The sequence below is a fragment of the Mesorhizobium sp. SEMIA396 genome, assembly GCF_024518615.1.
GTDB lineage: Bacteria > Pseudomonadota > Alphaproteobacteria > Rhizobiales > Rhizobiaceae > Mesorhizobium.
Genome location: NZ_JANIFC010000002.1, coordinates 302413 through 324314, shown reverse-complemented (window position 1 = coordinate 324314; position 21902 = coordinate 302413). Strand labels below are relative to the sequence as shown.

General features: G+C 62.4%; 22 protein-coding genes. 12 read left to right on the top strand and 10 right to left on the bottom strand.

Annotation, left to right across the window (positions count from 1 at the left end):
• Positions 1-22: 22 nt before the first annotated feature.
• Positions 23-1117, bottom strand: coding sequence for an ABC transporter ATP-binding protein (locus NP503_RS06440; protein WP_127267593.1), 1095 nt, complete (start codon positions 1115-1117; stop codon positions 23-25).
• A gap of 119 nt (positions 1118-1236) precedes the next feature.
• Positions 1237-2133 carry a LysR substrate-binding domain-containing protein gene (locus NP503_RS06435; protein ID WP_013532647.1) on the bottom strand — a complete coding sequence of 299 codons (897 nt, stop codon included), beginning with the start codon at positions 2131-2133 and terminating at the stop codon, positions 1237-1239.
• Between the two features lie 84 nt (positions 2134-2217).
• Here NP503_RS06435 and NP503_RS06430 point away from each other — a divergent pair, with 84 nt between their 5' ends.
• The 6 genes from NP503_RS06430 to NP503_RS06405 all read left to right on the top strand — a co-directional run bounded on the left by NP503_RS06430 (position 2218) and on the right by NP503_RS06405 (position 10189).
• Positions 2218-3813 (top strand): amidohydrolase, encoded by a 1596-nt coding sequence (locus NP503_RS06430; protein ID WP_164748712.1) that lies wholly within the window; start codon positions 2218-2220, stop codon positions 3811-3813.
• Between the two features lie 28 nt (positions 3814-3841).
• Entirely contained in the window at positions 3842-4774 is a 933-nt protein-coding gene (locus NP503_RS06425) for a dimethylarginine dimethylaminohydrolase family protein (RefSeq protein WP_127267591.1), read from the top strand.
• A 239-nt stretch (positions 4775-5013) separates the two neighbouring features.
• The gene (locus NP503_RS06420) at positions 5014-6453 is read left to right on the top strand and encodes an FAD-binding oxidoreductase (RefSeq protein WP_127272266.1); all 1440 of its coding nucleotides are present in this window, start codon (positions 5014-5016) and stop codon (positions 6451-6453) included.
• A gap of 230 nt (positions 6454-6683) precedes the next feature.
• Positions 6684-8837: a transglycosylase domain-containing protein gene (locus tag NP503_RS06415; protein ID WP_127272265.1), complete on the top strand. Its 2154-nt coding sequence runs from the start codon at positions 6684-6686 to the stop codon at positions 8835-8837.
• A gap of 205 nt (positions 8838-9042) precedes the next feature.
• Positions 9043-9627, top strand: coding sequence for a DUF1214 domain-containing protein (locus tag NP503_RS06410; protein ID WP_127271885.1), 585 nt, complete (start codon positions 9043-9045; stop codon positions 9625-9627).
• A complete protein-coding gene (locus tag NP503_RS06405; protein WP_127271883.1) occupies positions 9620-10189 on the top strand; it encodes a DUF1254 domain-containing protein in 570 nt (189 codons plus the stop codon). Before NP503_RS06410 ends, NP503_RS06405 begins: the two co-directional genes overlap by 8 nt.
• Positions 10190-10323: 134 nt before the next feature.
• Here the strand turns inward: NP503_RS06405 and NP503_RS06400 are convergent, their stop codons facing one another.
• A complete protein-coding gene (locus tag NP503_RS06400; RefSeq protein ID WP_127272037.1) occupies positions 10324-10512 on the bottom strand; it encodes a hypothetical protein in 189 nt (62 codons plus the stop codon).
• A gap of 188 nt (positions 10513-10700) precedes the next feature.
• Between NP503_RS06400 and NP503_RS06395 the strand changes: the two genes are divergently transcribed.
• Positions 10701-11738, top strand: a complete 1038-nt coding sequence (locus tag NP503_RS06395) for a hypothetical protein (RefSeq protein WP_127272731.1) — start codon at positions 10701-10703, stop codon at positions 11736-11738.
• On the opposite strand, the gene NP503_RS06390 is transcribed toward NP503_RS06395, so the two are convergent.
• The 3 genes from NP503_RS06390 to NP503_RS06380 all read right to left on the bottom strand — a co-directional run bounded on the left by NP503_RS06390 (position 11716) and on the right by NP503_RS06380 (position 14635).
• The gene (locus NP503_RS06390) at positions 11716-12063 is read right to left on the bottom strand and encodes a DUF1491 family protein (protein ID WP_127268163.1); all 348 of its coding nucleotides are present in this window, start codon (positions 12061-12063) and stop codon (positions 11716-11718) included. The two genes, NP503_RS06395 and NP503_RS06390, sit on opposite strands and share 23 nt — an antisense overlap.
• Before the next feature lie 69 nt (positions 12064-12132).
• Positions 12133-12930, bottom strand: coding sequence for a peptidoglycan-binding protein (locus NP503_RS06385; protein WP_127268164.1), 798 nt, complete (start codon positions 12928-12930; stop codon positions 12133-12135).
• A complete protein-coding gene (locus NP503_RS06380; protein ID WP_127268165.1) occupies positions 12905-14635 on the bottom strand; it encodes a PAS domain-containing sensor histidine kinase in 1731 nt (576 codons plus the stop codon). Before NP503_RS06380 ends, NP503_RS06385 begins: the two co-directional genes overlap by 26 nt.
• Positions 14636-15171: 536 nt before the next feature.
• Between NP503_RS06380 and NP503_RS06375 the strand changes: the two genes are divergently transcribed.
• Both NP503_RS06375 and NP503_RS06370 read left to right on the top strand, forming a co-directional pair.
• Positions 15172-15525 carry a DUF5330 domain-containing protein gene (locus NP503_RS06375; RefSeq protein ID WP_127268168.1) on the top strand — a complete coding sequence of 118 codons (354 nt, stop codon included), beginning with the start codon at positions 15172-15174 and terminating at the stop codon, positions 15523-15525.
• A 100-nt stretch (positions 15526-15625) separates the two neighbouring features.
• Complete coding sequence (locus NP503_RS06370) at positions 15626-16054, top strand: SufE family protein (RefSeq protein WP_127268169.1); 429 nt, start codon at positions 15626-15628, stop codon at positions 16052-16054.
• A gap of 167 nt (positions 16055-16221) precedes the next feature.
• On the opposite strand, the gene NP503_RS06365 is transcribed toward NP503_RS06370, so the two are convergent.
• The 3 genes from NP503_RS06365 to NP503_RS06355 all read right to left on the bottom strand — a co-directional run bounded on the left by NP503_RS06365 (position 16222) and on the right by NP503_RS06355 (position 17459).
• Positions 16222-16647: a MucR family transcriptional regulator gene (locus NP503_RS06365; protein ID WP_013532660.1), complete on the bottom strand. Its 426-nt coding sequence runs from the start codon at positions 16645-16647 to the stop codon at positions 16222-16224.
• 151 nt (positions 16648-16798) lie between these two features.
• Positions 16799-17050 (bottom strand): hypothetical protein, encoded by a 252-nt coding sequence (locus NP503_RS06360; protein ID WP_127269946.1) that lies wholly within the window; start codon positions 17048-17050, stop codon positions 16799-16801.
• 40 nt (positions 17051-17090) lie between these two features.
• Complete coding sequence (locus NP503_RS06355; RefSeq protein WP_127268166.1) at positions 17091-17459, bottom strand: SH3 domain-containing protein; 369 nt, start codon at positions 17457-17459, stop codon at positions 17091-17093.
• Between the two features lie 180 nt (positions 17460-17639).
• Between NP503_RS06355 and NP503_RS06350 the strand changes: the two genes are divergently transcribed.
• The 3 genes from NP503_RS06350 (at position 17640) to NP503_RS06340 (ending at position 20947) form a co-directional block, all read left to right on the top strand.
• The gene (locus NP503_RS06350) at positions 17640-19763 is read left to right on the top strand and encodes a S9 family peptidase (RefSeq protein WP_127268167.1); all 2124 of its coding nucleotides are present in this window, start codon (positions 17640-17642) and stop codon (positions 19761-19763) included.
• Positions 19760-20386, top strand: coding sequence for a LysE family translocator (locus tag NP503_RS06345; protein WP_127269948.1), 627 nt, complete (start codon positions 19760-19762; stop codon positions 20384-20386). The genes NP503_RS06350 and NP503_RS06345 overlap by 4 nt, the downstream gene beginning before the upstream one ends.
• Positions 20387-20542: 156 nt before the next feature.
• A complete protein-coding gene (locus NP503_RS06340; RefSeq protein WP_127269950.1) occupies positions 20543-20947 on the top strand; it encodes an SET domain-containing protein in 405 nt (134 codons plus the stop codon).
• On the opposite strand, the gene NP503_RS06335 is transcribed toward NP503_RS06340, so the two are convergent.
• Positions 20944-21894, bottom strand: a complete 951-nt coding sequence (locus NP503_RS06335; protein ID WP_127269952.1) for a cytochrome c — start codon at positions 21892-21894, stop codon at positions 20944-20946. The genes NP503_RS06340 and NP503_RS06335 overlap by 4 nt on opposite strands.
• Between the last annotated feature and the right edge of the window lie 8 nt (positions 21895-21902).

Sequence of the window (21902 nt, the reverse complement as noted above, 5' to 3'; positions counted from 1 at the left end):
CGATATCTCGCCACACCGTTCGTCATTGCCCTCCATGCGGAAGGAGGAAACCCTTTTCCGCCGGCCAGGTGAGCCAGACGGAGTTGCCCTTGCTCAACGCCGCGGCAGCCACCTCGCTCGGCACCGAGACCGTGACCTTGGCGCCTTGCCGCGTCGTCAGGTCGAGCCGCGTTGCCGCGCCGAGATAGGTGGAGTTGGTGGCGGTAGCGGCGATCCCATTCTCACCATCTGCCGCCTCGCTCGATATCGACATGTATTCGGGCCGGATCGCCAGGATGGCATCGCCGCGCACGAGTTCGGCCTTGCAGCCCATGCTGACCGCGCGGTCCTCGCACAGGCCGGTCGAGCCATTGCCGGCAGGCTTGACCCCCTTCAGCGGCAGCATGTTGATCTCGCCGAGGAACTCGGCGACGAAGCGGTTGTCCGGCCGGTCGTAGACCTCGTCGGGCGCTCCAACCTGCAGCAATTTGCCGTGGTTGAAGATGGCAACGCGTGACGACAGCGCCAGCGCCTCGCTCTGGTCGTGGGTGACGAAGACGAAGGTGGTCCCGGTCTCCTGGTGCAGCCGCTTCATCTCGGCCTGCATCTGGCCGCGCAGGCCCTTGTCGAGCGCGGAAAACGGTTCGTCGAGCAACAGCACGCCCGGTTCGAACACCAGCGCGCGGGCCAGCGCCACACGCTGCTGCTGACCGCCTGACAATTGCGCCGGCAGTTTTTTCTCGTGGCCCTTGAGGCCGACGCGCTCGATCATCTCGCCGACGCGGCGCTTGATGTCGGCGGCCGATTTCTTGCGCACCTTGAGTGGGAAGGCGATGTTGGCTTCGACGCTCATATGCGGGAACAGCGCGTAGCCCTGGAACACCATGCCGGCGGCACGTTGCTCGGCCGGCCGGTCGGTGATGTCGACGCCGTCGCTGAACAGCTTGCCTTCGGTCGGCTGCACGAAGCCGGCAAGGATCATCAGGAAGGTGGTCTTGCCCGAACCGGACGGCCCGAGCAGGGTCAGGAACTCGCCACGGCCGATATCGAGCGACAGATTGTCCAGCGCACGGAATGAGCCGAAGCTCTTGCCGATCCCGATTGCCTTGATCTCTGCGGCACGGCCGGGTTGCTGCATACTGCCCTTTCCCTAACGCTTGTCGAAATCGTAGGCAGGGTGCCGGCTCACCGCAACCGAATAGTTTTCGCGTGATCGGCAAATTCCATTCATCTATGGCGAGATGTCGCCACCTGCCCTCAATACGGCAGAATGCGGTTCTCCTGGAGTTTCGACCGCAGCCATCCTGCGAACGCTTCCAGCACCGGATGCGAAGCCTTGGCGTGTTCGGAGACCAGGAAATAGGAACGCGGCGACTTGATCGCTATGTCGAACGGCCTGACCAGCCGGCCCTCGCTCAGCGCCCGCCGGCTGGTCAGTTCGTCGCCCATGGCGATGCCCTGGCCGGCAATCGCCGCCGAAAAGACGAGGTTCATGTCCGAAAAGAAGATGCCGCCCTCAATGTCGGGGTTTTCCACCTTGGACAGCGCCAGCCAGCGCGCCCAATCCTCGGTGTCATCGAGATGCAGCAGGTTGGCGCGCAGCACGTCCGACGGCCGGGAAAAACCACCGACCTTGTTGAGCAGTGTCGGGCTGCAGAGCGGCGTGAACGAGATTTCACAGAGCGGCTCGACCGCCCGGTTCGGCCAATTGCCGACACCAAACGCAATGAAGGCATCGGCATCGGCATTGCTGACATCGTCGAGCCGGCGCGGCGTCAGGATGCGCAGCGCCACGTCAGGATACATCTGCCGGAACTCGCCGATATGGGTGCACAAGAACAGCGAGGCGAAGCCGGGCGTGCAACTGACGGCGAACGAGCCGCCGACTCCGGTGCCGGCATCGCGCGTCACCGCGTCGCCCAGAACGGTGAGCGCTTTGCGCACATCGCTGGCGTAGCGCTGGCCGCGCGGCGTCAACGCCACGCCCTTGCCGATGCGTTCGAGCAGGTCGAAGCCGAGGTCGCGCTCCAGCAGGCGAAGCTGATGGCTAACAGCGCTGCGGGTTAGGTGCAACTCGTCGGCGGCGCGCCAGACGCTGCCGTGGCGGGCGAAGCTGTCGAGCGCGCGCAGCGCTTGTGTCGATGGTATACGCAAGGAACCTCAGGTGAACCGAATTTGCACGAACCGGGAAAACATATCACTTTTTAGCGACCCGCTTCACTGCTTTCTTCTCATGCCATGGAGAAACCGGTGGCCACCTCGGCGCAAGCAACCGCCCTTGCCTGTCTCGACGGCATCCAGCCGTTGTTGTCCGCGTGGACACGCACCATCTTCGATTACGGCGAGACCGCGTGGCGGGAGTATCAATCAGCCGCCTGGTATGTCGAGCGGCTGAAACTCGAAGGCTTTTCCGTCGAAGAAGGCTCCGCCGGCATGCCGACCGCCTTCTGCGCGCATTGGACCAACGGCCCCGGCCCGACCATCGGCATGTACGCCGAATACGACGCGGTGCCGGGCAATTGCCAGGATGCCGCTACGGTCGAGCGTCCGCGCCGGGGACTTGGCAACCAGGCCGGCGGCCACACCGACCCGCATTCCGGCCTCGGGATTTCGAGCCTCGGCGGGCTGCTGGCGACCAAGGCGGCGATGCAGCGCCACGGCATATCAGGCACGCTGCGCTTCACCGGCGAGCCGGCGGAAAAGGTGCGCGGGTCAAAGCCGATCCATGCCGCCAAGGGCTATTATGACGGCCTTGCCGGCATGATCTCCTTTCATCCGTTCTACATGCTGCCGCTCTGCAACACGGCGCGCTGGGACACGCATTGCGGCGCGGCCTACGCGATGATCTATCGCTTCATCTGCGACCAACCGGAGCGCTGGGCGCTGGCTGCGGGTGCTGCACCCATTCCGCAAGCACATTCGGCGGCGCGCGCCCCCGGCGCCAACGACGCATTGATGATGATGTACATGGCCTCCAAGGCTCTGCGCGATTCCATGCTGCCGCACCAGGGCGGCTGGTCGATCAGCGAAGCGATCCTGACGGCGGGGCAAGCAACCGCCGACAATTTGCCGGCGGGGCTGGCCGAGATCCAGTACATGATCCGCGTGCCGACGCTTGCCATGGCCGAGCAGGTCACCGCGGTGCTCGACCGCAATGCCGAGGCCGCTGCCAGCATGAGCGGCTGCCGCCATGAGCGGCATTGGGTGTCGAAGTCACGACCGGGACTTGCCAACCATGCCATGGCCGAAATCGCCTATGAAGCGCTGTCGACGGCTGGGCCGCCGCGCTGGGACGAGGACGCCAAGGCAGTTGCCCGCGAAATACAGGTCAATGCCGGGCGCATGGCGAGCGACGAGCCGTTCATCGAAGAACTCGAGCGCTTGATCGAGCCGCAGGCGGCGGAAGCGATCCTGCGCCGCGATCTGCCGCCCTCGCAAGTCAATTCGACCTCCGACGATTACACCGACATGAGCTGGCATACGCCGACAGCGCGGTTCTATGTCGCCCGCCCGGCGCTGCGTTCGGAGACCGGCTACCCCTATCCGGCATGGGTGATGAATGCGCTGGGCGGCATTTCGGCGACGATCGACCCGATGGTCATCTGCGCGTCCAAGACGGTCGCGCTGGCGGCGCTCCGCCTGCTGGAAGACCAGACCGCCCGCGATGCGGCGATGAATGAATTCGTCGCCCGCACCGGCGGCGGAATCGGCGGCTCGAACTGGATCGCCCCGCTCTGTGACTACGAGCCGCCTATCCATTTTCGCTGGCCTGAATATGTCACCACCCCGCGCGGACGCGACTGGTGGATACCGAGCATTCCCCAAGCCAAATGACCGCCGATCTGATCACGAGGAGAACCCCATGACCGTTCATGACCGCATTGTCGCCGAGCCGTTTTCGCTGCAGCGCCGCAACCCAGCCGGCGGCACCAAGCCGCTGACCGCCTGGGGCTTTGCCAACGAGACCGACGTGCTAACCGACGTCCTGCTCGGCTCGCCCAATTTCCTGCGGCATCTGTCGACCAGTTCGCTGTCGCGCAAGCATCTGCGCGAGGCGCCCTGCAACGTCCAGATCGCCCAGGCACAGCACAAGGACCTGGTCGCCGCCTACGAGCATTTCGGCGTCAACATCCACTGGCACGAGCCGACGCCTGAGCTGCCGATGCAGGTCTATTCCCGCGATTCCAGCGTCATGACGCCTTACGGCGCCTTCATCACCGCCATGGCCAACTGGTGGCGGCGCGGCGAGAACTATGCCGCGATCCGCACCTACGAAAAGCTCGGCATCCCGATCTACGACATGGTCACCGCAGGCACGTTCGAGGGCGGCGACTTCAACGTCATCGAGGACGGCGTCGTGCTGATCGGCTGCGGCGGCGCCCGCACGCAGGAGGAAGGTGCGCGCCAGGTACAGGCCTGGTTCGACAAGGAGGGTTGGGAAACCCGCATCGCCTTCATCGACGAATATTACGTCCATATCGACCTGATGGTGGTGCCGATCGCCGAAAAACTGACCGCTGTCTGCCTCGCCTGCACCGAACCCGGCATTGTCGACTGGTTGAAGGGCAAGGGCCACGAGATCATCGACGTGCCGTTCCAGGATACGATGGCGCTCGGCTGCAACTTCATGTCGCTGGGCAGGGACCGGGTGATCGCGCCGACCTCCAGCCAGGCGCTGATCGGTCAGCTCAAGGCGCGCGGTTTCGAAGTCGCGGCCGTCGACATGAGCGAGATTTCGAAGACCGGCGGTGGCATCCACTGCATGGCGCAGGCGCTGAAGCGCGAACCGGCCTGAGGAGTGGGATAGCGCTACGCTGCTTCGCTCACATTCGCATCAGCATGATCGGCATCCTGGCGGCCGAGGGTGCAAGGTCGCGCGCGCAAAACGGCTGAGATCGCCGGCTGGCGGCACCATGTGCCCCGCTTGCGAGTCGCAACGCTGGCCGACGCGAAACTTGCGCGATAGCTAATATAAGCGCACAGTAAAAACGTCTTTTGGGAGAGGACAGCTCATCTGCAAATCGGGAGGAAACCATGAACACCATGAGCCTCACCACGCTTGAACGCGGAAAAACGACAATCGACGCCGCAGCCCTGGAAGCGTTTTCGGCACAATTGCGCGGCAAAATGCTGAGCGAAGGCGATGCCGCGTACGACGAAGCACGGACCGTCTGGAATGCCACGGTCGACCGGCTGCCCGGGCTGATCGTGTGCTGCGTCGGCGCTTCCGATGTCGTCAGTGCCGTGAATTTCGCCAGGGAGAACAGGCTTCTCGTCTCCGTGCGCGGCGGCGGCCACAACATTGCCGGAAGTGCGGTCTGCGATGGTGGCCTGATGATTGATCTGTCATTGATGAAATCGGTGCGGGTCGATGTCGCTGGGCGGCGGGCATGGGTCGGGCCTGGCGCGACGCTTGCCGATGTCGACAAGGAGACGCAGGCCTTCGGGCTGGTGGTGCCGACCGGAATCAACTCGACCACCGGCATATCCGGCCTGACGCTGGGTGGCGGCTTCGGCTGGATCACCCGCAAATTCGGCCTGACCATCGACAATCTTGCCTCCGCCGATGTGGTCACCGCCGACGGCAAACTGCTCCGGGCCAGCAAGACTGAAAATCCCGATTTATTCTGGGCGCTGCGCGGCGGCGGCGGCAATTTCGGCGTCGTCACGGCATTCGAGTTCCATCTCCATGAGTTTGGACCGCAAGTGCTGGCAGGGCTTGTCGTCCATCCCTTCGCCGATGCCGAAAAGGTGCTGCGGGAGTATCGCAAGGCGCTCGAAACCGCTCCTGACGAGTTGACCTGCTGGGTAGTCATGCGGCAGGCGCCGCCGCTGCCCTTCCTGCCCGCGGAATGGCATGGCAAGGAGGTTCTGGTTCTGGCCATGTGTTATTGCGGCGACATCGAGGCAGGCGAAAAGGCGACGCAAAAACTTCGAGCCATCGGCACGCCGATTGCCGATGTCGTGGGCCCCAGCCCGTTCACCGGCTGGCAGCAGGCATTCGACCCACTGCTCACGCCCGGCGCCCGCAACTACTGGAAGAGCCATGACTTCACCGAGTTTTCCGAGGAGGCGGCTGCGGTCGTAACGGGGGCAATAGCCAAGCTGCCGGGACCCGAATGCGAGATATTTATCGGCCATGTCGGCGGCGCGGCAGGTCGCGTCAAGGCGGATGCAACGGCGTTCCCACAGCGCAGTTCGCATTTCGTCATGAACATTCACGCCCGCTGGCGCGAACCCACCATGGACAAGGCTTGCACCGACTGGGCTCGTTCAATCTACGAGGCGGCCAAACCTTATGCCGCCGGCACCGCCTACGTGAACTTCATGCCGGAGGACGAGGTCGACCGGGTCGAAGCGGCCTATGGTGGCAACCATCGACGGCTTCTGGAAATCAAGCAGCGCTACGACCCGCTGAACCTGTTCCGCATGAACCAGAATTTGCGTCCGAAAGAAAGCTTGCGAGCCGCATGAGGCGCGCCGAGCTGCAGTGATAACAAGTTCACGCCTCCGCTGGAGGCGCGGGCACATGCTGTTGGCGCCGGGCTGTATTCTTGGGCCGGCCCATCAGCAACAAACCCAATACTGTGTCTTCGCCGCCCTTGTGAGTGCTGGAAAAATGGAGGAATAGTCTCCCGGAATGCATCGCCCTGAAATTGCCGGTTTGCGGTTCTCAGGTCGTGCAATTGCTAGCCGGATTCCGAATGGCCAGTCCCGAACCGCGCAAAAGAAGAGGTCCGATCGCCGCCCGGCTGCTGGCGCTCGATGCGTGGATCGATTCCTCGCTCTATGAGATCGGCTTCAAGGCGCGCCAATTCTGGGAATCAGCGACGATCTTCTCGCGGCGCTTCCGCGTCAACGGCTGGCGCCGTGGCATCATCGAACTGTTGAGCGAAGGTTTCACGCTCGGCGCCGTCGGCATCGTGGTGATGCTGGCGCTGGCCATTCCGGCTTTCCAGGACACGGCTGGCGACTGGCGCGCCCAGGGCGACTTCGCCGTCACCTTCCTCGACCGCTATGGCAACGAGATCGGCCAGCGCGGCATCATCCAGCGCGATTCCGTGCCGGTCGACGAGATGCCCGATCACGTCATCAAGGCGGTGCTTGCCACCGAGGACCGTCGCTTCTTCGACCACTACGGCATCGATGTGCTCGGCCTGTCGCGCGCGATCTTCGAGAATGTGCGGGCGAACTCCGTCGTCCAGGGCGGCTCGAGCATCACCCAGCAGTTGGCCAAGAACCTGTTCCTCACCAACGAGCGCACGCTGGAGCGCAAGATCAAGGAAGCCTTCCTGTCGCTGTGGCTCGAGGCCAATCTGTCGAAGAAGGAGATCCTGCAGCTCTATCTCGACCGCGCCTATATGGGCGGCGGCACGTTCGGCATCGAGGCTGCCGCCGACTTCTATTTCGGCAAGAGCGTCAAGGACCTGAACCTGGCCGAGGCGGCGATGCTGGCCGGCCTGTTCAAGGCGCCGACCAAATATGCGCCGCACATCAACCTGCCGGCGGCGCGCGCGCGCGCCAATGTGGTGCTGTCCAACCTTGTCGATGCCGGCTTCATGACCGAAGGCCAGGTCCTGCAGGCCAGGCTGCATCCGGCCGATGTCGTCGACCGCGGCGAACAGAAAAGCCCTGACTATTACCTCGACTGGGCATTCGACGAGGTCAAGAAGATCGCCAAACCTGGCCAGCACTCGCTTCTCGCCCACACCACCTTTGACGCCAACATCCAGAAGGCGGCGGAAGAATCGGTGGAGTTCCACCTGCGCCAGTTCGGCAAGGAGTACAACGTCACCGAAGGTGCCGTCGTCGTCATCGAGACCAACGGCGCCGTGCGCGCCATCGTCGGCGGCCGCGACTATGGGGCCAGCCAGTTCAACCGCGCCACCAAGGCGCTGCGCCAGACCGGCTCATCATTCAAGCCCTATGTCTACGCAACCGCGATGGAACACGGCTTCACCCCCAACTCCATCATTTCCGGCGGCCCGATCAGCTGGGGCAGCTGGTCGCCGCACAATTACAACGGCGGATCGGCCGGCAACGTCACGTTGATCATGGCAATGGCCAAGTCGATCAACACCGTGCCGGTGCGGCTGGCCAAGGATCATCTCGGCATCGGCCCGATCAAGGCCATGGCCGAGGCGATGGGCGTGGAATCGCCGATCGAAGCACATAAGACGATGGTGCTCGGCACCTCGAGCATGACGGTGATGGACCAGGCGACGGGCTACAGCGTGTTCGCCGACAACGGCTTCGTCGGCTCCCGGCACGGCATCAGCCAACTCGTCACCCGGACCGGCGAGGTGGTCTATGATTTCGCCAAGGACGCGCCGCCGCCACACCGGGTGCTGTCCGAGCAGGCGCTCAAATCGATGAACACCATGCTGGCCGCAGTGCCGGTGATGGGTACGGCGCGGCGAGCCCAACTTCCCAACATCGTCGTCGCCGGCAAGACAGGCACCACGCAGTCCTACCGCGACGCCTGGTTTGTCGGCTTCACCGGCAACTACACGGCGGCGGTATGGATGGGCAATGACGACTTCACGCCGACCAAGAACATGACCGGTGGCTCACTGCCGGCGATGGTGTGGCAGCGACTGATGGTCTATGCGCACCAGAACATCGACCTCAAGCCGATCCCGGGCATCGACAAGCCCTTCGTCGATGAGGAGATCGCTGCCAAGGCCGAGGAAGCACAGAAGAAGAGCGACGATCAGGCGGCGGCCGATGCAGCCGCCGAACGGCCGCCGGTGCTGTCCAGCCGCACGACCCAGACGCTGCGGGACATGACCACGCTGTTCCAGTCGGCGCCCGTCCTCAGTACGCCGCAACTGCCGGAGACGCTGTCGGCGCTGTGATTGGCGCCGAGACAGTTGAGGGGTGATGGCCGGATCACCGCCATTGCCAAGCTGGAACACCCCTCATCCGACCGAGCTTCGCTCGGCCACCTTCTCCCGCAAGGGGAGAAGGGAGAGCCGTCTGCAATTCTACGTCGGCCCGCTTGCCACAAGGCCCTGCGCCGCGATATCCCCGAGCGGCAACTCTTCGTGTCCCCGGCCCCTCATGCTCAAAACTGCCTTCCTGACGCTGCTTTCGCTTGCCATAGCCATCGTCGGCGGTGGCGGCAGCGTCTGGTATGCGCTGAAAGTCCAGGATGGTGTCGGCGCCATCAGGATCGGCCAATGGACAGCCTTTCCCGATATCGGCACGCCGGCCGCCGATCCCTATTCCAAGGCCCGCGTGGCGCGCGAGGGTGTGCTTGCGCTCGGCCGCGCCGAGGGGCTGTCCTTCGTCGCCGAGCGAGACGCGGCCGGCGCCGAGCTCAAGCGCGAATGCACCTACACAATCGAGGGTGATTTTCCGACAGCACGGTTCTGGACGCTTTATGCCGCCGACCAGTCGCTCGGCGTGGTCGAAACCGGCAAACCCCGGCTGGCGGCGCTGCAATCCTACGGGGTGGTGCGCCAGCCCGACAATTCGGTGATCATTTCCGCCGGCCATCACCCGATGCCGGGCAATTGGCTGCTGACAGACGGCTTCGGCAGGATGTATTTCGTGCTGACCTTCTACGACACGCCAATCGCCAGCAGCACCGGCCTGTCGGACGTCTCGCTGCCGCATATCGTCAAGGTCGGCTGCAATGCGTAGTTTTTACGCTGCGATGCGCGGACTTCTGCATGCCGTCCTGCTCGGTCTGCTCGGCGCCGGCATCGTGCACATCGCCGTGCTGCTGCTGGTGCCCGAGTTTTCCGAACGCGATGCCTGGTCGCGGCTGTCCATGGCGTCGGATCTGTACAAGATGACGCGGCTCGATGCCGAGGCCGGTGGCGCGCCCGTGGTGAAATCCGTCGACCCGCTGTTTTACGCGACGGCCTGCCGGTTCGATCTGGGCGAAGGCATGGTCCGCGTCAAGGCACCTGGGCATGTCCCGTTCTGGTCGGTGTCGGTCTATGACCGCAGCGGCCACAACATCTATTCCTTCAACGACCACACAGCGACCGGCGGCGTTCTGGATGCCGTCGTGCTGACGCCGGCGCAGATGATCGACGTGCGCAAGGATCTTCCAGAGGATCTTCAAGGAGCGATCTTCGTCGAAGCGCCGATCGAGGAAGGCATCTTCGTCATCCGCGCCTTCGTGCCCGACAGCAGCTGGAAGCCGATCGTTTCGCGCTTCTTCGAACAGAGTTCCTGCGAGTTGCAGGACTTCTAAAGCGAGTCGCGTCTGAACGGATTCAGACGACCCGCTTTGGATCTTTGTGCATGTCGTTCTCCCAAAACCGAGGTCACTTTTGGGCGACATGCACTAGACATGATCCCGGACCAAAGGTCCGTGGCCGCCGAAACTCAGTGGTGCGGGACCGGTTTTGGTCCTGGCGAACCCGGCTTGTCGGGATCGACCGGCCGCACTTCGCCGGCATGCGGCCGCTCGTAGCGGATGCCGGGAAAGATGATCACCGCTGCCGGCATTTCGGCGGTTTGCTTTACTCTGGTGTTTGGTGCCGTACGCGGCACGAAAGACAGTACCATGCCCATGGTTCGCGCATTCCTCTCGGTTTCCCCGGAGCACAACGCAACGCCTCCAAATGTCATTAAGGCCGGCAGAGGGTTAACGGAACGCTAACGGATCGTCGCTAACTTGAACTTTGTTCTTGGCACTCTCGGAACCGGCACGGTCCCGGTCGAGCGTCGTCAAGGTTGTGTCGAGTACGGGCGTATCCTTCGTGTCATCTTCGGACTTCAGGCAAATCGCGGTGCGAAAAGACTCGGGAAAGGCCGAAAGGCTGTTCCGCGCCGCAGTGTCGGCGTTCTGTTCGCTCACCCGCCCATCACGCCGCGAGATCGGTCAACTCGAAGACCTGACGCTGCCGCTGTTCAATGACGTGTCCGTCGAATCTCGCCGTTACGTGGCAGCCGCCCTTTCCGAATGCGAATACGCCCCCGCCGCCCTGGTGCGCCGCCTTTGCGAGGAACCGGTCGACATTGCCGCGCCGCTGCTCATCCGCTCACGCGCCGTCAGCGACATCGATCTCATCGCGCTGATCGGGCGACATGGCCTGCCGCATGCACGTGCCATCGCGCGCCGCAAGGGCTTGAACCCGACCATCGCTGATCTGATCAGGGCCCTCGAGAGGCCAACCCTGGTGCGCGCTCCGCAACCGGATGCGAACGCCGCCGCGGCAGACAAGATCGCGCCAGCGAGCACGGAAACCGCCTCTGACGAGCCCGCCCGGGAACAGGCACTCGGCATCGCGGCTGAGAATGCACGGCGCAGGCTGCGCTCGATGATGCGCACGGGCGACGAGGCGGCAGCGACGAACGCCGATCCTTTCAAAGGCGCCGACACCTATGTGAAATTGCGCGAGACAGCGCTGACGGGAAACGCCGCGTTCTTCCAGACCGCGCTCGCCGATGCACTCGATATCGATTTCGAGATCGCGCGATCGCTCACCGCCAACCAGAATTATGCCTCGCTGCTTGCCGCCTTGCGCTCGCTCGACCTCAGCGAAGACAGGGCCTTCCTGATCACGGTTGCCGTCTATCCCAACCAGTTCCCGCATCCGCAGGCTATCCGCACCTTCCTCGACCGTTACCGGCTGCTGCATCGTGAAGCGGCCCAGGACAAGATGCGATCGTGGCGGGCGGAAGCCCTTTCAAGGGTGGTTCGCGGCGCAGCACCTGCCAACGGCGATACACGCACCGCCTCGAACAGCGACGATGCGGCGGCTTCGTCCGGCCTCAGGGCGTCTTCACGGAAATAAGCTCCTCGACGGGCACGGTGCCGGCCTCGATCTCGACCACCCAGATATCGGGATCGAATTTTTTCTCCCTTTCCAGCCTGGCGTCGAGCACTGTGGCATCCTCGCCGGTTCCGAGCTGAGTGAAAAACCGGTCGTCGGGCTTGGCCGAATCATAGCTTGTCTGCGGCGCCGGCCCGAACAGGGCAACCTCACCCAGCCTGCCCCGCGCCAGCACGAACACAGCGCCGGCCTCGGTCGCGCCGCGCTTGACCACGGCGGCAAATCCCCCGGCGCCGAAAACCCGGCGCAACAGGGCCGAGACCCACAGATCCGATGTGACGCGCATGAGAGAGCTCCCGAAACTGCCGGTTCTCTATCGATATTTCCGCCGCTGGGCGAGCCGTCGTTTCAGCCGTCAGTTGGTCAGGCCGATCTCGCGCATCTTGACGTAGACGATCTCATCGGGCTCGCCGGTCTGCGGCAGCCCGAACAGCGACTGGAATTCCTTGATCGCCGCCTTGGTGCGCGCGCCGACGACACCATCCAGCTGCATGTCGTCATTGCCGAACGCCTTGAGCCCGGCCTGGATCTTGACGATGCGGGCATCGGGCGCTTGCGTCTCGGCATCCGCCTGCCCGGAATTTGTCTGTCCTGAACCTGTCTGCAAAGACACCGGAACGGCGGCCGGCATATCCGGGCGCGGCTGCGGCCTGGGTACGACGGAAGCGGTTTTCGGCGTCGCGCCCAGTTGATCGAGCAGAAGCGCGTCGATCTCGCCGGACGCGTTGAGCCCGACCTTCTGCTGATAGTCCTGGATGGCCTTGCGGGTGTTGGGTCCGGAAATGCCGTCGACCGTTCCCGAATAGAAATCAAGATCCTTCAATATGCCTTGCACCTGCTCGACAACCGGATCGCCCTTGATCGGTGCCGGCGCGCCGGATGGCCGCACGATGTTGAACGTCGTTTCCGGCTCGTCGGGCGCCGCGTGCGGAAAGCCCGCAATGCTGCGGGTCGCGAAGAATGCGCCGGCATGCGGGAAAGGCTGGTACCACAAGGCATTCGCAGAGACGTAGAACAGCGTCACCAGGAATGCCGTCGAGCCGCCCACCAGGACAGGGTTGCGCGAGATCATTCCGCCGACGGCGACAGCGCCGTCCTGAAAGGCGTTGCTGCGACGCTTGACCGCCTTAGCCTGTTTTGCGGAGCGAGCCATTTCTGTCCCCTTTCGCCATCGCTACAGGCATGGTCAGCACGCCGGCCTTCTCCGCCTGATGTCCCTTCGGTCCGTTCACCGGCAAGCTGATGGTCACCGTGGTGCCCTCGCCCGGCATGCTTTCGATGGACATCGTGCCTTCGTGCAGCGCCACCAGGCCCTTGACCAGTGAAAGGCCAAGACCAGTCCCCTCGAAACGGCGGGTATAGTCGTTCTGGATCTGCATGAAGGGCTTGCCGAGATTGGCGAAATCCTCCTCGGCGATGCCGATGCCGGTGTCCCTGACCCAGAAATGCAGGCGCGAACCGATCCGCTTGGCACCGACGACGACGTCGCCGCCGTCGGGGGTGAACTTGATCGCATTGGAGACCAGGTTGATCAGCATCTGCTGTACGGCGCGCTGGTCGGCATTGATGTCGCCGGCGTCCGGCGCGATCTGCGCCCGCAGATCGATGTTCTTGGCCTGCGCCTGCAGCTGCATCATCGACTGGCACATGTCGACCGCTTCCGCGAACCGGAACGGCTCCGGCTCGGTCGCATAAACGCCAGATTCAATCCTGGACACGTCGAGTATCGAGGTTACGACGGCGAGCAGATGCTGGCCCGAATCCCTCACCAGGCCGACATATTCCTTCTGGCGCGGATCCTTGAAGCCGCCGAACATCTCATGCAGCAGCATATCCGAGAAGCCGATGATGGCATTCAACGGCGTGCGCAGTTCGTGGCTGACCACCGCCAGGAAGCGCCCCTTCGCCACTTCGGCGGATGCGGCCGCCTCATTGGCCGCCGCGAGATCCTCGCGCAACCGGGCGATCTCGTCATTCTCGCGCAGGACGAGCGTAAAGACGTCACTCTGTTCCTCACCGCGCACCAGATCAAGCGAGAACGGGCGGTAATTGTCGGCCGTCAGGCTATTGCCGTTCTGAGGCAGGCGGATGCGCAATTCGAGCCGGCGCGACAGCGCACCGTCGCGCATGTCGGCCATTGCGCTGAGATAGGAAACGCGATCCGACAGATGGACGCGATCGAAGAGGCCGTTTCCAGACAGCAGTTCGGGCGGCAGTTTCAAAAGCGTGCGCGCTTTCGGCGACGCGTCCAGGACCTCGCCATGGCGGGCGACCCGCAAGACCACCGCATCGATGATTTCTTCGAGCCGGTCGGCAGTGTCGACCACAGCCGCGTCGGCCGTGTTTTGAAACGCCGATGCACGCGGCATCAGCGTAAGCGCCCACGCCAACGGCACCAGCCAGTGCCACGCCGCGATCTGCGCTCCTGCGAACGGAAATACGGTTCCAGCCAAAGGCTGAGCCAGGATGGCGACAGCGGCCGACACGGCTCCCCACAGTGCTGCACGTCGCGAGCCGCCGATCCACCAGGCTTCGAAAGGCAGCGCCAGGACAAGCATGGCGACAGGCGAACTCAGCCCGCCCGCGGCGGCAATGAGACTGCCGAGAGAAATGCCGGCCAGCATCAGGGCGAGCCCACTCGCCATCGCCATCTTGCCGGTCGCCGCCACCAGTAAGGCGACGAACCAGCACAGGCCAAAGGCGGCGAAGATGGCGGCCATGGTGACGGCAACGCCCATGCCTGAAGTGACCAGGGTGACCGCGGCGCCGGCGGCAAAGAAAGGAGCGGCGAGCATGACGCCGATGAAACGGCGCTGGCGCTCGCGGTCGCTCCGCCCAAGGATGGACGGATGGACCATACGTTCGCAACCGGCAGAAATCGCGCCAGGCAATTCAACGTATCTGGCCTTGATTGAACTCAACTCAACGCACTCGCACTTGTCGTGGACAGCTCTGCTTTGCAGATGGTTCTGGTTGGCTTTGAAACTCGCATCCAGCGTTTAAGGAATGGATAAGGCAGGGCCGACCAAGGCCCTGGCCTGCGGCAAATATCGGGATGCCGGCCGCCGAAAGCACGGGCAAATGCAGCCATAGTAAACGGAGAGTTATCCGGCGACGGCACCTATCGGACAGGCGCACACGGCACCCGGACTTCCACATTCCAAGAAAAATACAGGAAAATCATGGGGATGTATGGTTATTTGTTGTTAAGGAAAATCACTGGCAATTGAGACAAATGGATCGCAGAACGCTTCGTTTCGAATTTGCCTAAAATTTGAGGAAAATTCTCTCTTTGCCCGCAAGCCGTCCTTTGCGCCTGTGTGCCAAGATCCTGCCTACAAAAGAGGTCATGCCATATGGATGCATGATCCGGTCACGACGAGAGGGCAAGGGCATGGTCTTCCTCATAAGAATGGCTTTCTGGTTTTCGCTGGTGCTGCTGGCGCTGCCGCTGACTGTCGGCCCCGATGAAGCGGGCCGCGAAAGCGTCGGGCCGATCCAGGCCTTGTTTGCGGCACGCGAAGCGGTTGGCGATATCGCCGGCATTTGCGAACGCAAGCCCGATGTCTGCGAGACCGGCAAGTCGGCAATGCACACCATCACCGCCCGCGCCAAGGAGACCGCCAAGATCGCGGCAGCGATGATGGACGACAAGTCCGCCGCCGGCCCCGACACGTCGACGATGACCGGCAGCCTGCCCGTAGAAATCGTCTTGCCCGAGACCGTCAACCTGCCGCCTCAGAATTAAGCCGCTTCGACGGCGCACCGCGGGCTGTCTGCCCTCTCGACGCCCGCGGTGTCCTTGTTTTTCCGTGACGCGGAGCCGCCGCGTGACTATATCCGGCATTATGACCACCACGATCCAGACGATCCGCGACGATTTTTCGTTCCTCGAGGAATGGGAAGACCGCTATCGCTACGTCATCGAACTCGGCGAGGCGCTGCCGCCATTTCCCGACGAGCAGCGCAGCGCCGCCAACAAGGTGCCGGGATGCGTCAGTCAGGTCTGGTTGACCACCGAACGCGGGGCTGGAGCCGACCCAGTCATCACCTTCACGGGCGATTCGGACGCTCACATCGTGCGTGGACTGGTTGCGATCATACTTGCGCTGTTTTCCGGCAGGACCGCCAGCGAAATCCAGCAGACCGATGCGGAAGCGACATTGAAAGAACTCGGCCTCGACGAACATCTGTCGCCGCAGCGCGCCAACGGCCTTCGCTCGATGGTCAAGCGCATCAAGCGCGACGCCGAGGCAGCGCTCAAGCAGACCGCCTGACACCTTCATACCGGATCCGCGCCTCGCGGCGCAAAAATCAAACGGCGCCCGAAGGCGCCGTTGATGTCGATCCGATCTGGCTTATTTTGACGCAATTCCCAAGGGAGAGCTCTATGCGCTTTCCCGGGAAAACCGTTTCACTTTTCCTTGAATTGCTCTGGCAGCGATTACCGCGCTTTGCGCTTGCGGCCGAGGCCCATCTTCTTGGCAAGCTGTGACCGGGCAGCCGCATAGTTGGGTGCAACCATCGGATAGGTCGGGTCAAGGTTCCACTTTTCGCGATACTGGTCCGGTGTCAGGTCATAGTGGGTCATCAAATGGCGCTTCAGCGACTTGAACTTCTTGCCGTCTTCAAGGCAGACGATGTAGTCGTCATGAACCGACCGCTTCGGGTTGACCGCCGGCTTCTGCTTGTCGGCAGGCGGCTGTTCGGCGGTTCCGCCCACACGCCCGAGCGCAGCATGGACATCGGATATCAGGTTCGGCAATTCGCCGACCGGCACGGGATTGTTACTGACATAGGCGGCCACCACATCGGCGGTCAATTCGATCAGCGCATCGCTGTTTCTGGAAGGTGTTTCGACAATATCCATGGTCTTCGGGCCCCAACAAGAGTTACATCGATCTGCGCCCTTTTTTACAAGCAGGGCATCGCACGAATTTTGTGCAGGTAGAGTTTCTACGATTCGTGTCGCGGGCACATCAATGAGCGCCCAGACCAAGTAAGTCAATTCGGCCCTTACGCTATATTGAACGATATTGATCAATTATTCCGCGATCAGCTTCAATCTTTCGTGCATTGTGTAATTTATCGATATTTCGCGCGCTCGTCGGCAACGGCTGACGCAACGTCAGCTCACCGTTACATTCGCGGCATCTCACGAAATGGGTTTTAATGTTTGATTTTGCTTGGCTATCGTCGGGCAATATTGGTTGTTCATATTTGTCCACAAAACCAAAGGTTGCCGTGGTCATACGCAAGCAATCAGGCGACATGCCTGTCATCCGGCGGATCGGCTGATTGCTGCCGGATCAATCAATGCGGCGTGATGTATTTGCCATACGCCCAGCCGGTGACGAATTTGCCGTTCTGGGCCGGATCATGCCAGACTTCGCACCAGCGAAAACGAATCTTTTGTTCCTGCTTCCATGCCGGCTGGTTGGCGATGTCGAGCAGGTTTATTCCGCCGGTGCATCGCCCGGTCATCTGCAGAACGGTCCCGTTCGGATATGCCGCCTGCTTCTGGGATGCGCCCGAAGGGTATTTGCGCACATTGAGCGTGTCGCCGAACGGCACATTGGCCACTTGCCAAGCCGCGAATACGGTCGCATGAGACTGGCCGGCAAAGGCCAGAGTTAGTGAAGCAACGGCGAAAGCCGCAGCAGTCCGAGACCAAATAGTCATCATCTCTCCTCCCGGCTCATCTCCTGGAGCCGACACAATCCATACGCTCCGGCTCTTGAACCTGCCCTGATCGGCGTGTTCATTCGCCGTTCAAGATATTCTCCATTCGAGATGGTCCATTCAAGATACTGGCCCATTGAAGATACTGGCCCATTGAAGATACTGGCAAAGCGAGACGCAATGACCAAGACATCCATATTTCCGATCGTCAGCCCGCCAACGCCCGAGAAGCGGCCGGTTTCCGACACGCATCACGGCATCACGCGAACCGACGACTATGCCTGGCTGCGGGCCGGCAACTGGCAGGAGATGTTCCGCGACCCCTCATTGCTCGATGCGGGAATCCGCGCAGAACTCGAGGCGGAGAATGCCTACCAGTCGAAGCTGATGGCCGACACGGTCGAACTGCAAAAGCAGCTTTTCAAGGAGATGAAGGGCCGTATCAAGGAAGACGATTCTTCCGTGCCGATGAAGGATGGGCCCTATGCCTATGGCTCGTCCTTCAAACTTGGTGGCGAGCAGCCGCGCTATTTCCGCATGCCGCGAGACGGCGGTGCCGAGCATATCCTGCTCGATGGTGACGCGGAGGCCGCGGGCAAGGCCTATTTCCGTCTTGGCGGCGTCGACCATTCGGCCGACCACGCAAGGCTGCTGTGGGCATTCGACGACAAGGGCTCCGAATTCTACACGCTTCACGTGCGTGACCTTGCCGACGGCAGGGAACTTGCGGACCAGATCCCCGACACCGGCGGTTCAGGTGTCTGGAACGCCGCCAATGACGGCTTCTTCTATACACGTCTCGACCCCAACCACCGCCCGTCGAAGGTGCTGTTCCATGCGCTTGGCGACAGCCCGCAAAGCGACCGGCTGATCTATGAGGAAACCGATCCCGGCTTCTTCATGAATGTCGACGGCACCCGCAACAACGAGTGGATCATGATCGGCATCAACGACCACGAGACCTCGGAATACCGCCTGATGCGCGCCGACGATCCGTTTGCCGAACCGAAACTGGTGTCGCCGCGCGAGATTGGCCTGCAGTACGAGCTGGAAGAAGGCGGCGATATCTTCTTCATCCTGACCAATGCCGACGGCGCCAAGGACTTCAAGATCATGACGGCACCAGCGGGCGATCCCGTGCGCGCCAACTGGCAGGAACTGGTGCCGCACGAACCCGGCCGGCTGATCCTGTCGGTGATCGGCTTCAGAGACCACATGGTTCGGCTCGAACGCAAGGAAGGCCTGCCGCGCATCGTCGTGCACGACCGCACCAGCGGCGAGGAGCATCTTTTGTCCCTCGACGAGGAGGCTTTCTCGCTCGGCCTGTCGGGTTCCTATGAGTACGACACCGAGATCATGCGCTTTTCCTATTCGTCGATGACGACACCTGCGCAGGTGTTCGACTATAATATGCGTACCCGCGAGCGGGTGCTGCTGAAGACCCAGGAAGTGCCATCCGGCCATGATGCGGACCACTATGTCACGCGGCGCCTGATGGCGCCGGCCAGCGATGGCGAACTGGTGCCGATCTCGCTTTTGCACCATCGCGACACGCCGCTGGACGGATCCGCACCTTGCCTGCTTTACGGCTACGGCTCCTATGGCATCACCGTGCCGGCCGCCTTCAACACCAACTGGTTCTCGCTGGTCGACCGGGGCTTTGTCTTCGCCATCGCTCACGTTCGCGGCGGCAAGGACAAGGGCTATGGCTGGTACGATGACGGCAAGCGGGAGAACAAGATGAACACGTTCACCGATTTCATCGCCGTCGCGCGCCATCTGGTGACGGAGCGTTACACGGCGCATGACCGTATCGTCGCCCAGGGCGGTTCGGCCGGCGGCATGCTGATGGGTGCCGTCGCCAACATGGCGCCGGATTGTTTTGGCGGCATCGTCGCCGAGGTACCCTTCGTCGATGTCCTCACCACCATGCTCGATGCGACCCTGCCGCTGACGCCGCCGGAATGGCCCGAATGGGGCAACCCGATCGCGTCCGCCGACGACTACCGGACCATTGCCGCCTACTCGCCCTATGACAATGTCGTTGATCACGACTATCCGCCGATCCTGGCGCTGGCCGGTCTCACCGATCCGCGCGTCACCTATTGGGAACCGGCCAAATGGGTGGCCCGGCTGCGCGACCGCAAGAGCGGGGACAATCCGGTCCTGTTCAAGATCAACATGGATTCCGGCCATGCCGGTGCCTCCGGCCGGTTTTCGCGGCTGGAGGAGATCGCCTACACCTATTCCTTCGCGCTGAAGGTGATGGGTAAGGCGCAGCCTACGGGAGAAATCGACCGATGATCGATCTCGCTACACTGATTGCTTATGTCGCGGTTGTGCTCGGCTTCGTCTTCATCCCGGGTCCGGCCACGCTCCTTACCATAGCGCGGGCAACGAGTTCCGGAACCAAGGTTGGCATCGCGACCGGCGCTGGGATCGCTGTCGGCGACATCTTTCACACCGTCATGGCCATGATCGGCATATCGGCGATCATCGCCGCATCGGCGACGCTGTTCAGCGTCATAAAGTACATCGGCGCGGCCTACCTGGTTTATCTCGGCATTCGCGCGATCATGGAGAAAACACCAGGCGGCCCGGCTGCCGGCGCGCTTGCGATCTCTGCCGGGAAGGCGTTTCGACAGGCTGTCCTGACCGAAGTGCTCAACCCCAAGACCGCTCTGTTCTTCCTTGCCTTCCTGCCTCAGTTCGTGCGGCCTGAAAACGGGACGGTGATGCTTCAGATGACCGTGTTGGGGGCCATCTTCGTCGTACTGGGCCTTTTCAGCACGGTCGTCTTTGCCGTGAGCGCTGGCCGGCTCGGCACGTTCCTGCGCCGAAATCCGTCGGTGTTACGATGGCAGGGCAAAGTTGTCGGCGGCATCTACTGCGCTTTGGGCGTCCGTCTGGCGCTGCAGCAACGCTGACTCCAGACGATGATCGACGCGCCTTCCGAAGAGGCTGCGTGATCAGGGCTTTTTAAGTTCCCGTTGCTCATTTTCACTCGCAATTGCGATGACCGCGCGCTACCCAGTGCGCGGTTTTTCCCGGCCCGACAGCCTCCAATCGCGTAAAGGTCCATTATGCTGCTCGTCGACGTCTATCTCGACAAATCGCCTATCCAGGGAATCGGCGTCTTTGCCAAGAACCACATTCCTCGCGGCACTCTGATCTGGAAGCTGGACCCAAGGTTCGATCGGCTCATCGAGGTCGAGACTTATGAACGTGCGGCCGGCCCGGTGAAGAGCTATCTCGATCGCTACTCCTATCCCGACCGCCGCGATCCGAACTACATCGTCTTCGAAGCCGACGACGCGCGCTACATGAACCATGCCGACGAGCCGAACTGCGACGTCTCCTCACCGGAGGAGAGCTTTGCGCTGCACGACATCGCGCCTGGCGAAGAGCTGACCTGCAACTACAACCATTTCTTCGAGACGGGTTTCGATTTTCTCGGCGACCGCCACCTGTCTGAAGACTCGGTCTAGTTTGCCGTCTTCTTGCGGGCCGGATAGCCGTTTGGATGCGCCGGTATCGCCTTCAGATAGGCGGCGATGGCCGCACGGTCCTGCGGCGTCAGTTCGGCCATGTTCCGTTGGACATCGACCATGGCGCCGCCGACCGAATCGAAATCGGGCGTGAAGCCGGTTTCGAGATAGTTGGCGATATCGGCCTCCGACCAGTCGGCGAGACCGCCCTCGCCCGATGTGATGTTCGGCACGACGCCATTGCCTTCGGCGGCCACGGCGCCCGCCAGCCACTCGTTCTTCTTCGTGCCGCCCGCAAGATCGCGCGGCGTGTGGCATTCGCCGCAATGGCCTGGCCCTTCGACCAGATAGCGGCCTGCCATCACCGGATCAGGCTTGCCTTCGGGGAAGGCAACAACCGGCTGATCGCTGAGATAGAGCAATTTCCACAGGCCGATGCCGCGGCGAATATTGAAGGGAAAACCGAGCGAATTGCCCGCTGCCTTGCCGGCGACGGCCGGCAACGTCTTCAAGAAGGCATAGAGATCGCCAATGTCAGCCGGATTCATGCGCGCGTAGGATGCATAGGGAAACGCCGGATAGAAATGCTCACCAGAAGGCGACACGCCCTTCAGCATGGCATTGGCGAGGTCCTCGACAGACCATGCGCCGATACCGTCCCTGGGATCTTGCGAAATGTTGGGCGGCACGAAGGTTCCGAACGGCGTCTTGAGTTCAAGGCCACCCACGAGTTGAAGCCGGGCGTCGCCCTGTGAGCCCGGCTTTGCATGGCAGGATGTGCAACCGCCGGCATAAAAGATGCGCTTGCCCCTGGCTGCGTCGCCAGGACCGAGCTTGGCCAGGGTTTCCCTGTCGAGCGTCACCGGCGCCGACAGGACCCACCCGGCAACCGCGCCGACGCCGCCCAGAATGACGACGGCGCCGACAAGTTTCTTCAGCCATGCCATGGCTGGTG